Origin of the sequence: Mycolicibacterium canariasense (assembly GCF_002101555.1) — a bacterium.
GTDB lineage: Bacteria > Actinomycetota > Actinomycetes > Mycobacteriales > Mycobacteriaceae > Mycobacterium > Mycobacterium canariasense.
On sequence record NZ_LQOL01000092.1, the window covers coordinates 1 to 10747 of the forward strand.

The following is a 10747-nucleotide window of genomic DNA, read 5'->3' on the forward strand; positions in this document are numbered from 1 at the left end:
CACACCCAGCCAACCAGACACCCCAATCACAGGCCGACAGCAGCTGACCGTTCTACACCCTCAATCATGAAGAGCCCCTAAATGGCGGCGAAGCCTCCCGGGCTTCGCCGCATTCGTTGAACTCTGCGCGTCTGCAAACTTGGCGTCGCGCGACCAATCAACGGAACCGAAATGGTGCCTGTGCAATTCACGACGACCTCGATGACGCCGCTCCACCGCCCCCGCCTTCATGGGGTGTGAACACAGTAGCTCGCCCGCCCCCGCTCGGCGGCGCATGGAAAACACAGTGTGATGCGAATTACAGCAGAAACCCCGTTTGGGGTTTGAATTGTGGGTTGTTCAGCCGACAAAGACGGCCCGATCGCCAGTGGTGTTTGACGATGTGAAGTATTTTTCACCGCTGCCGCAAGAATTCAATGTCGGTTGGCTGACCGACAATCTATTTCGCCGGGGTAACAACCCGCGCGAGCCCATGCAATGCTGTAGTGGAACGAGGGGACATCGATGACGCACGGCGCCTTACGGACACTGGCCGGCCTGCTCACCGGCCTGTTGGTGGGCGCCTGCGCGACGACGAGCGCGACCGGGGCCGCGCGGCTGGAACCGCTGCAGTACAGCCGCGATATGCCCTCGATCGGTTCGCAGGCATGGAGCACACGCGGAACACTCGTATCCAGTTCTACCGAAACAGCTTTCGATCTCTCGGCGCTGCCCCCGGGCTCCGGTGCCCACACGATGATCTACCGATCGATCTCCGGCATCACGGGTGCACCCACCGTGGTCTCCGGAGCCGTGTTCACCCCGCCCGGAGCGCCTCCCGAGGGAGGCTGGCCGTTGATCGGCTACGCACACGGAACGGTCGGCGTCACGCCGGAATGCGGACCGACGCACGACCCCCGACTGTTCGGCGACATCAAGGCCGTCGCCATCCAACTGGCGCAGGGGTACGCGGTCGCCTACACCGACTACGCCGGGCTCGGCGACACCCCGCAGGACGGGGTGACCCCGCAGGCGCACGCGTACCTGGAACCGAAGTCCGCGGCGTTCAACGTGATCGATGCGGTGCGTGCGGCACGGTTGGTCGTTCCGGAACTCTCTTCGCGCTGGGTTGCGCTCGGTGCATCTCAAGGCGGGAGCGCGGCATGGGCCGCTGCTGAATACGACGACGCCTACGGTGAGGGAACGGACTTGCTCGGCGCGGCGGCCATCGTGCCCGCCCTCGATGTCAGCGGCATCGTGCACCGTGCGCAGAACGCCACCCTGACCGTCGACCAGTTGTATCTGTATCCCTACATCGTCGATGGCCTGGCCGGTGTCGACCCGGCGATCCGGCCCGACGACTATCTGCACGGTCAACTCGAGGCGAGCAGGCAACTGCTGCTGTCCTGCGGCGAAGCTGCCATACAGCGGAAAGGCCGACTTGCCGAATCTCTTTCGCAATCCGACGCCCGGCCGGACTCCGTCCTGGCCGCCGACCGCCTGAAACGGCGGCTCACGGCGTACGCGCTCCCCCAGCAGCCCAGCAAGCTGCCGATACTCGCGGTATACGGGGGCGCCGACGACACGGTGCCACCGGAGTGGACGGAAGTGGCGATGGGACGGGCGTGTTCACTCGGCGACACCGTGCTGCGAGTGCGCCTCGAAGGGCAGGGGCACACGCTGGATCCGGGTGCACTGCTGGGCCAGTGGGTATCCGACAGATTCGCCGGCGTCCCCGCCAAAGGCAACTGCTGACCGGGTCACCGGTACCGACCGATTCGATCGACATCGGACAGGTATAGCGAATTCTCCGAAAGTATCCAATTCATCCGAAGGGAGTACATCGACAAGTTGCAACGGACGTGTGATGGATGAATGGTCGAGGTGAAAGTTGCGGCGACTCACAGGCGCGTAGCCGCGGAGATGGCTCGGCGACTAGCTGAGATGGTTTCAGCAAATTCTGATGCGATGTCCTCTTACGGCGATAACGGGTGAGGCGATGACACAGAGCGGGGTGGCGCCGCAGCCCGGCGTCATTGTGGTCGACGGCCACGAGGCCGTCCGCGCAGCCGTCAAATGGTGGTGCACTCGAACCGACCCACCCATCGCCGTCGCAGGCGAGTACGGCTCGGTACCCGACATGTTGGCCAACCATCCCGGCATCCCGTCCCCCCGCGGCCACGTCGTGGTGTTCGAACTCAACGCCCCGCACGCGCCACCCGCATTCGCCGAACTCCACCGTTGCCGGGCCGCGGGGATTCCCGTGGTCGTCTATTCACATCTCGCCGAGTTCGAGGTCGTCCTCTCCGCACTGGAAGCCGGTGCCGCGTCCTATGTCTCGAAGTCCGACCCGAAAAGTGAACTGCTGGAGGCCATTCGGATGGCACAGACCGGTAGGTACTTCGCCGGCCAGCTGATGCGCACGGCGATGTTCAACGACAGCAAGGTGGGTAGACCACGGCTGGGCGCCCGCGAGAGGGAGATACTCGTCGCCTGGTTCCGCACCGACAGCAAGGACCTCGTGGCGCGAGACCTCTGTATCAGTGCATCGACCGTCCGCACTCACCTGGAACGGATTCGGGCCAAGTACGCCGCGGTCGGTCGCGCCGCGCCGACCAAGGCGGCACTGGTGGTGCGGGCAATCCAGGACGGCATCATCGGCGTCGACGATCTGTGACGACTGCCGCACGCGTGCAGGTGCTCGATCACAGGTCGTCGAGCGACATGAGACGATCCTGGATCGCGCGTGCGACCAGGGCGGCCTTGGTCGCGGCGGGACGGCCCGCGGCCGCGTACTTGGCCCGGATGCGGGCCAGGTGTGTTCGCACCGTGGCCGGCGAGATCGACAGTTCCCTCGCCACATCGTCTCTGGTCTCGGCCCGCAGCCAGGCGATCAGGATTTGATGCTCTCGAGGCGCCAGACGAACGCGGCGCCCACGCTGCGGTTCGACCATCCGCGCGTGCTCGTCGATACCGTGGCAGGCAAGGCCCGCACCCGCGGCACGCAACGCGGCCAGGAGGTGCTGCCTGTCCTCCGACTTCATCAGGCAGGTCAGGGCACCGTGCCGCATGCTCCCGGCGATGGTCCGATCCGTCATCACCGCCGAATACACGACGACCCGATGGCCCGCCGCAACGATCCGTCCGAGGCCACCGACGTCGATATCGCCGCCAGGCAGTGCCGGGTCGACGATGACGACACCGGGCGGCGCCGCGAGCCGGCCGGACGCCGCCAGGAACCGGTCTGCCGACGAGAATCCGCGCACGTACCGGGTGGCTGGTTGCGCCGTACGACACCACAATTCGACCGCCGTCCGGATGGCCTCGTGCGGATCGACAACGGCGATGGCACAGGGCAACGGAAGCGGTCGCGTCGTCGGCGCGGGCGGCCGGTAGGCGGCCGGCAGCCCGCGCATGCCGCCACCACCCACAACGGCATCACTCGCTAGCACCACGGATTCACGGTAGGAAGTTCACCGCGGCCGCACACGCGTAGTCGGGTACTCGTCGGGGTCCGACCGGTAGCTTTCGTGGGGTGAACATCCGGCCCCTGCACCAGTCGGTGCGCCCCAGCCCGGTCTTCCTGGCGATCCTCGCGCTCACGGTGGCCGGCGGCGTACTGGCGTGGTTCTGCGACGACACCATCCGCCCGCTGTCCTACGCGGCGGTGTTCGTGTTCGTCGTCGCCGGCTGGTTGGTGTCGATGTGCCTGCACGAGTTCGGTCACGCCTACACGGCGTGGCGATTCGGTGACCGCGATGTCGCCGTCCGCGGCTACCTGACGCTCAATCCGCTGAAATACTCCAACCCGGTGCTCTCGATCGCGCTGCCACTGGTGTTCATCGCCCTGGGCGGGATCGGGTTGCCGGGCGGCGCGGTCTACGTCCGGACGTCGTGGATGACCGCGCGCCAACGCACCCAGGTCAGCCTGGCCGGCCCGGCGGCCAACGCACTGCTGGCGGTGCTGCTGCTGGCCGTGACGGCGATCTTCTTCGACCCGGCGCACGGTGTGTTCTGGGCCGGTGTGGCGTTCCTGGGCTTCCTGCAGGTGACCGCGCTGCTGCTGAACCTGTTGCCGGTCCCCGGCCTGGACGGTTACGGCGCGCTGGAACCACATCTCAGCGAGGACAACCGCCGCGCCCTGGAACCGGCCAAGCAGTGGGGCTTCTTCATCCTGCTGATCCTGCTGCTGGTTCCGCAGCTCAATCAGTGGTTCTTCGGGGTGGTGTTCTGGTTCTTCGACCTGTCCGGCGTGCCGCATTGGCTGGTCGGGAACGGTGGGGCACTGACCCGGTTCTGGTCGGCCTGGGTGTAGACCTTGCGACATATGCGTCTTTGCGCATATATTTCGGGGCATGGGTGCAGGACATGACCACAGCCACGGTGCCGATGCCCGCGTAAGCCGGATGGTGCTCGGCGCGGTCATCCTCTCGGTGTTCTTCGTCGTCGAACTGGTGACCGCGTTGACCATCAACTCGATCGCCCTGCTCGCCGACGCCGGCCACATGCTCACCGACCTGGTCGCCATGTTCATGGGCCTGACCGCCGTGCTGATCGCCCGGCGTGGTTCCACCTCGGCCGCCCGCACCTACGGCTGGCACCGCGCCGAGGTGTTCACCGCGGTCGCCAACGCCGTCCTGCTGCTCGGGGTGGCCGGCTTCATCCTGTACGAGGCCTTCGAACGGCTTGGCGATGCGCCCGCCATCCCCGGCGTGCCCATGATCGTCGTCGCGCTGGCCGGCCTGCTCGCCAATGCGGTGGTGGTGCTGCTGCTGCGCTCCCAATCCGAGGCCAGCCTGGCCGTCAAGGGCGCCTACATGGAGGTCGTCGCCGACACCGTCGGCAGCATCGGCGTGCTGATCGCCGGCATCGTCACCGTCACCACCGGCTGGCCCTATGCCGACGTGGTTGTCGCCGTCCTGGTGGCGCTGTGGGTGTTGCCCCGAGCCATCGCACTGGCCCGCGCCGCACTTCGGATCCTGTCCGAGTCGTCGCCCGATCACATCGACGTCGACGAGTTGCGCACCGCGCTGGCGGCGGTCGACGGGGTCACCGGCGTGCACGACCTGCACGTGTGGACACTGGTGCCCGGCAAGGACATGGCTACGGCGCACCTGACCAGCACCCGGGAATCAGCCCTGGTGCTCGACGACGCCAAGGCCGTGCTCACCGCGCGCGGGCTGGCGCACGCCACCATCCAGGTGGAGCCGCCGGACCAATCCGGCTGCCGCTGCGAAGCGCAGTACTAGGACACGCCGAGTTCGGCGCGCGCGGCGGGATCGCAATCGTCGAGCAGATCCAGGCAGCGCGCGTACTCCGGTGTCTCACCGATGGCGTCGGCCGCCTTGGCCAGCGCCGCCACACAGCGCAGGAAGCCGCGGTTGGGCTCGTGGCTGTAGGGCACCGGACCGAAGCCCTTCCAGCCATTGCGCCGCAGCTGGTCCAGACCGCGGTGATAGCCGGTGCGCGCGTAGGCGTAGGCCGTGATGGCCTTGTCCTCGCCCAGCGCCTCCTCGGCCAGCGCGGCCCAGGCCACCGACGCACTGGGATGCGCGGCGGCGACGATGGCCGGGTTCTCCCCCGCTTCGAGTTCTTCCTCCGCCTCGATGTCGCCCGGCAACAGCACCGGGTCCGGACCGAGGAGATCACCCATCCGAGTCATAAGCCCATTGTGCCGTGCGGGCGTTTACTGCCAATCGCTAGGCTTCATCAGTAGCGTCGGCAAGGGAGGACCGCAGTAGGGATGTCGAACCCAACAGGGCCGGACGACGAGCAGGAATCCGGCGAGGGCACACCGGAGGACGAAGCGCCCGAGCGTCGGTTCACGGCGCCGTCGGGCTTCGACGGCTCCACTCAGATCATCGACGCGGTCCCCGAACCGCCGACCGAGATCTTCTCGGCCGAGGACGCCACCGAGCTGATCGCGGCACAGCAGGCCGGTGTACCACCCAAGAACGTTGCGCCGCAGGTCATTCCGCCGCGTAACGAGTCGGGCCAGCCGGTCCGCACCCGGCGCAGTTGGGGTTGGGTCATCGCGGTGGTGCTGGTGATCGCGGCGCTGGTGGCGCTGGCCGTGCTGGGCACCGTGCTGCTGACCCGCAAGAGCAACGCGGCGGTGTCGCAGGAGGAGCTGGTGCGCAGCACCATCGGCAACTTCGACGGCGCGATCCAGCGGGGTGACCTGGCGACACTGCGCAGCATCACGTGCGGGGCCACCCGCGACAGCTACGTCCAGTACAACGACAAGGCGTGGGCCGAGACCCATGCCCGCGTCGCAGCGGCCAAGCAGTACCCGGTGGTGGCGAGCATCGACCAGGTGGTGGTGCACGACGACCACGCCGAAGCCAACGTCACGACGTTCATGGCGTACGCGCCGCAGACCCGCTCCACCAGAAGTTTCGATCTGCAGTTCCGCGACGACCAGTGGAAGATCTGCCAGAACTCCTGAAGCGAACGCGCTGGGCCGGTCAGGACTCGATGCGGGCGCCGAGCTGACCGAGCACGCCGTACAGGTTGGCGACGCCCCAGTGTTCGACGATGCGCCCGTCGCGGACGCGCATCGCGTCCACCGTGTCGAACCGCACGGCGCGGCCGGTCGCCGCGATGCCGAGGAAGTCGCCGCGATGGGTGCCGTGGTAGGTCTTGTACGTCGTCACCACGTCGTCGTCCACCGTCTGCCAGTGAATCTCCGGGCGGAAATCCGGGAACGCCTCCCGAAGCCGGTGGTACAGGATCCGGACGCCGTCCTTGTCGGCGGTGGTGCCGGGCTGGGGCGTGTGGTCGACGAAATCGTCGGCGAACAACTCCTCGAACAGCGCGAAATCCCCCTCCCCCTGCACCTTCTCGGTGTTGCGGCGGACCACCGCCATGGCCTGTGCTTCGCTCTCGGTGTAGGTCATCGGCGTCTTTCTCCGCTGTCGGCGCTGTCGAGTGCGGCCACGGTGGGTGCGGCGTCCTGACCGTGCCAGGAGGCGAGCAACCGTAACGCGTTGTCCGACGCGGTGCCCGGCTCGGTGGTGTAGACGATCAGCACCTGGTCTTCGTCGCCGCTGGGATGCAGCGCCTGGTAGGTGACGGTGAGCTCGCCGACCAACGGATGGTGATAACCCTTGGTCCCGGTCGTCCGCCGCTGCACATCGTGGCGGGACCACCAGGTGCGGAATTCCTCGGAGTGGATGGACAGCTCGCCGATCAACGCCGACAGCTTGGAGTCGTCGGGGTATCGGCCGGCGTCATGGCGCAACATCGCGACGGTGTCGATGGCCACCTGGCGCCAGTCCGCATAGAGCTCGCGAGCGTGCGAATCGAGGAAGACGAACCGGGCCTGGTTGCGCTGCGGCGCCGGGAGCCGGCGGAACTCGGTGATCAGGGCACCGGCCAGCCGGTTGTGCGCCAGCACATCCAGACGCCGCCCCAGCACGAACGCCGGCGAGCAGACCAGGTCCAGTCGGTCCAGCAGGTCCAGTGTCGCCGGGTGCACGCGCTGCGGCCGCGACCGGGTGCGACGTGCGACGGGTTGCGGGCGGCCGAGCTGATGCAGGTGCGCACGTTCGGCGTCGTCGAGCTGCAGCGCGGTGGCCAGCGCGTCGAGTACGTCCACCGAGGCACTGCGGCTGCGCCCCTGCTCCAGTCGCGTGTAGTAGTCCACGCTGACCCCAGCCAACCGCGCCAACTCCTCCCGGCGCAGGCCCGGAACCCGCCGGCGGGCGAGTTCACCGTGCAGCCCGACGTCGGCCGGAGCCAGCCGGGCCCGGCGCGTCTTGAGGAAGTCGGCCAGTGCGGATCGATTGCTGTCCACGACCACCAGTCTGCCGCGCATCCCGGCGGCCGGCGCGGGCGAGGGTGGCCCATTTCGTCCCAGGATGAGACGGGCCGGGTTGGCCGGCCCGGCAGCGACTTTCCGGTGGTTGTTTCGGGGGCAACACAGAAGCACCGACGAAAGGAAACTGGCATGTCGACACTCGTCACGTCCACCCCACTGGCCGGCCGGACCGCCGTGGTGACCGGAGCCTCCAGCGGAATCGGCGAGGCCACCGCCGAACGTCTGGCCGCGCTGGGCGCCCACGTCGCCGTCCTGGCCCGCCGCAAGGAAAGGCTGGACGCGTTGGTCGCACGCATCGTCAGCGCCGGCGGCACCGCACTGGCGATCCCGCTGGACGTCACCGACGGCAACGCGGTGCACGCGGCCGCCGGGCGCGTATCGGCCGAACTGGGACCGGCGGATCTGGTCTTCGCCAATGCCGGCGTCCAGCTGATCTCCGGTATCGAGGACCTGCGGGTCGACGACTGGCAGCGCCAGATCGACCTGAACATCACCGGCGTCATGAACACCATCGGCGCGTTCGTCCCCCAGCTGGTGCAGGCCGCTGCGGATGGCCGGTCCAGCGATCTGATCACCACCTCGTCCATCGCGGCCACCCGGGTGCTGGAGAAATTCTCGGTGTACTCGGCCACCAAGGCCTACCTGAGCCAGCTGACCCGGCTGCTGCGGGTGGAGCTCGGCCGGAAGCGGGTGCGGGTCGCCACCGTCGAACCGGGCATGGTCGACACCGAGCTGCCCGATCACGTCACCGATCCGGATGCCAGCCGGCTGATGGCCGATCTGCTCCGCGACATCGACGTCCTCAGCCCGGCCGACATCGCCGAGACGGTGGCCTTCATCGCCTCGGTGCCCAGGCACGTCAATCTCACCGAAATCACCATTCTTCCTACCCAGCAAGCGATTTGATCCCGAAGCAACAGGAGGTACCAAGATGGACGAGAGCACCAAGGTCGTGTTGATCACCGGGGCCAGCAGCGGTATTGGCACCGCCACAGCCGAGCGGCTGGCCCGGGACGGGCACCGGCTCTTCCTCGGCGCCCGCCGGGCCGACCGGCTCGAGGACCTGACCCACCGGATCACCGCCCGCGACGGACACGCCGCGTTCCAACGCCTGGATGTCACCGACGCCGCGGATATGCAGCGGTTCGTCGACGCCGCGCACCGGCGCTACGGCCGGGTGGACGTCATCGTCAACAACGCCGGCGTGATGCCGCTGTCACCGTTGGCGGCCCGCAAGACCGACGAGTGGGACCGCATGATCGACGTCAACATCCGTGGGGTGCTGCACGGCATCAGCGCCGTGCTGCCGGTGATGCAGGCCCAGGGCGGGGGCCACGTCGTCAACGTCGCATCGGTCGGCGCCCGCGAGGTGGTGCCCACCTCCGCGGTCTACAGCGCCACCAAGTTCGCCGTGCGGGCCATCACCGAAGGGCTGCGCCAGGAATCGGCAGGCTATATCAGGACTACCCTGATATCCCCGGGCGTCACCGAATCCGAACTGGCCGAATCGATTTCGGATGCCACAGCGCGCGAGGCGATGCGCGCCTACCGAGCGGTCGCACTGCCGGCATCGGCGATCGCGAATGCGATCGCCTACGCCGTCGCCCAACCCACCGACGTCGACGTCAACGAGGTGATCGTCCGCCCGGCGGCCGGCCGCCCGTAGTGCAGCCGGCTCAGCCGGCGTCCGCTCAATTGCCGGCTCAGCCGGCGGAAGCCGAACTGCCGGCTCAGCCGGCGCTCACACTCCGGCCCGCGCTGTGCAGGTCGTTGCAGGCCTCGATGACCCGCTGGGTCATCGAGGCCTCGGCCTTCTTCAGGTAGCTGCGCGGGTCGTAGACCTTCTTGTTGCCGACCTCGCCGTCGATCTTGAGCACACCGTCGTAGTTGCTGAACATGTGCCCGGCGACCGGCCGGGTGAAGGCGTACTGGGTGTCGGTGTCGACGTTCATCTTCACCACGCCGTAGCGCAGCGAGTCCTCGATCTCGGACTTCAGCGAGCCCGAGCCGCCGTGGAACACGAAGTCGAACGGCTTGGACCCCTCGGGCAGGCCCAGCTTGGCCGCGGCCACCTTCTGCCCCTCGGCCAACACCTCAGGCTTGAGCACCACGTTGCCCGGCTTGTACACGCCGTGCACGTTGCCGAACGTCGCGGCCAGCAGGTACTTGCCGTGTTCACCGGCGCCGAGCGCGTCGATGGTCTTCTGGAAGTCCTCGGAGCTGGTGTAGAGCTTCTCGTTGATCTCGGCCTCGACACCGTCCTCTTCACCGCCGACGACGCCGATCTCCACCTCGAGGATGATCTTGGCGGCCGCCGTCAGCTTGAGGAGCTCCTGCGCGATCTCCAGATTCTCGTCGATCGGCACCGCCGAGCCGTCCCACATGTGCGACTGGAACAGCGGGTCCTGCCCCTTGGCGACGCGCTCGGCCGAGATGGCGATGAGCGGGCGGACGAAGCTGTCCAGCTTGTCCTTGGGGCAGTGGTCGGTGTGCAGTGCGACGGTGATGGGGTACTTGGCGGCGATCACATGCGCGAACTCGGCCAGCGCACTGGCACCGACGACCATGTCCTTCACGCCCAGACCGGAACCGAATTCGGCTCCGCCGGTGGAGAACTGGATGATGCCGTCACTGCCCGCGTCGGCGAAGCCCTTGATGGCCGCGTTGATGGTCTCCGACGACGTGCAGTTGATCGCCGGGAACGCGAAGGAGTGCTCCTTGGCACGGCCCAGCATCTCGGCATAGACCTCGGGCGTGGCGATGGGCATTGGAAACTTCCTCTCGGCTGTCCGGCTGACCCGGTCAGTATGACAAGAAGCGGGTCAGCAGGCACTGGGCGGTCTGGATTAGCGTTGCGCAGATGCGCACCGGCCAGGCTCTCGCTGTCGTCGCGTCGGGTGCTGTGCTGCTGTCGGCGGCATGTACCCGGCACCCCGCCCCCGCGCA

General features: G+C 67.6%; 12 protein-coding genes. 7 read left to right on the plus strand and 5 right to left on the minus strand.

The window, feature by feature from the left end; all coding sequences use genetic code 11:
* Nucleotides 1-504 precede the first annotated feature (504 nt).
* Together AWB94_RS30370 and AWB94_RS30375 are read left to right on the plus strand one after the other, a co-directional pair.
* Nucleotides 505-1734: a lipase family protein gene (locus AWB94_RS30370; protein ID WP_062658659.1), complete on the plus strand. Its 1230-nt coding sequence runs from the start codon at nucleotides 505-507 to the stop codon at nucleotides 1732-1734.
* A gap of 244 nt (nucleotides 1735-1978) precedes the next feature.
* On the plus strand, nucleotides 1979-2656 hold the full coding sequence (locus AWB94_RS30375) for a LuxR C-terminal-related transcriptional regulator (RefSeq protein ID WP_062658660.1): 678 nt from the start codon (nucleotides 1979-1981) through the stop codon (nucleotides 2654-2656).
* A 28-nt stretch (nucleotides 2657-2684) separates the two neighbouring features.
* On the opposite strand, the gene AWB94_RS30380 is transcribed toward AWB94_RS30375, so the two are convergent.
* Entirely contained in the window at nucleotides 2685-3434 is a 750-nt protein-coding gene (locus tag AWB94_RS30380; RefSeq protein WP_131805373.1) for a LuxR C-terminal-related transcriptional regulator, read from the minus strand.
* Nucleotides 3435-3514: 80 nt separating this feature from the next.
* Between AWB94_RS30380 and AWB94_RS30385 the strand changes: the two genes are divergently transcribed.
* Together AWB94_RS30385 and AWB94_RS30390 are read left to right on the plus strand one after the other, a co-directional pair.
* Entirely contained in the window at nucleotides 3515-4294 is a 780-nt protein-coding gene (locus AWB94_RS30385) for a site-2 protease family protein (RefSeq protein WP_062658662.1), read from the plus strand.
* Between the two features lie 40 nt (nucleotides 4295-4334).
* Entirely contained in the window at nucleotides 4335-5228 is an 894-nt protein-coding gene (locus tag AWB94_RS30390) for a cation diffusion facilitator family transporter (RefSeq protein WP_062658663.1), read from the plus strand.
* On the opposite strand, the gene AWB94_RS30395 is transcribed toward AWB94_RS30390, so the two are convergent.
* The gene (locus tag AWB94_RS30395) at nucleotides 5225-5641 is read right to left on the minus strand and encodes a DUF3151 domain-containing protein (RefSeq protein WP_062658664.1); all 417 of its coding nucleotides are present in this window, start codon (nucleotides 5639-5641) and stop codon (nucleotides 5225-5227) included. The two genes, AWB94_RS30390 and AWB94_RS30395, sit on opposite strands and share 4 nt — an antisense overlap.
* An 81-nt stretch (nucleotides 5642-5722) precedes the next feature.
* Between AWB94_RS30395 and AWB94_RS30400 the strand changes: the two genes are divergently transcribed.
* Complete coding sequence (locus AWB94_RS30400) at nucleotides 5723-6427, plus strand: Rv0361 family membrane protein (protein WP_062658665.1); 705 nt, start codon at nucleotides 5723-5725, stop codon at nucleotides 6425-6427.
* A gap of 19 nt (nucleotides 6428-6446) precedes the next feature.
* On the opposite strand, the gene AWB94_RS30405 is transcribed toward AWB94_RS30400, so the two are convergent.
* On the minus strand, nucleotides 6447-6878 hold the full coding sequence (locus tag AWB94_RS30405; protein WP_062658666.1) for an ester cyclase: 432 nt from the start codon (nucleotides 6876-6878) through the stop codon (nucleotides 6447-6449).
* A complete protein-coding gene (locus AWB94_RS30410; RefSeq protein ID WP_062658667.1) occupies nucleotides 6875-7798 on the minus strand; it encodes a helix-turn-helix transcriptional regulator in 924 nt (307 codons plus the stop codon). The genes AWB94_RS30405 and AWB94_RS30410 overlap by 4 nt, the downstream gene beginning before the upstream one ends.
* Before the next feature lie 132 nt (nucleotides 7799-7930).
* Here AWB94_RS30410 and AWB94_RS30415 point away from each other — a divergent pair, with 132 nt between their 5' ends.
* Entirely contained in the window at nucleotides 7931-8707 is a 777-nt protein-coding gene (locus AWB94_RS30415; protein ID WP_062658668.1) for an SDR family oxidoreductase, read from the plus strand.
* 25 nt (nucleotides 8708-8732) lie between these two features.
* On the plus strand, nucleotides 8733-9467 hold the full coding sequence (locus AWB94_RS30420; RefSeq protein WP_062658669.1) for an SDR family oxidoreductase: 735 nt from the start codon (nucleotides 8733-8735) through the stop codon (nucleotides 9465-9467).
* A gap of 64 nt (nucleotides 9468-9531) precedes the next feature.
* Here the strand turns inward: AWB94_RS30420 and fbaA are convergent, their stop codons facing one another.
* Complete coding sequence (gene fbaA, locus AWB94_RS30425) at nucleotides 9532-10569, minus strand: class II fructose-bisphosphate aldolase (protein ID WP_062658670.1); 1038 nt, start codon at nucleotides 10567-10569, stop codon at nucleotides 9532-9534.
* Nucleotides 10570-10747: the final 178 nt, after the last annotated feature.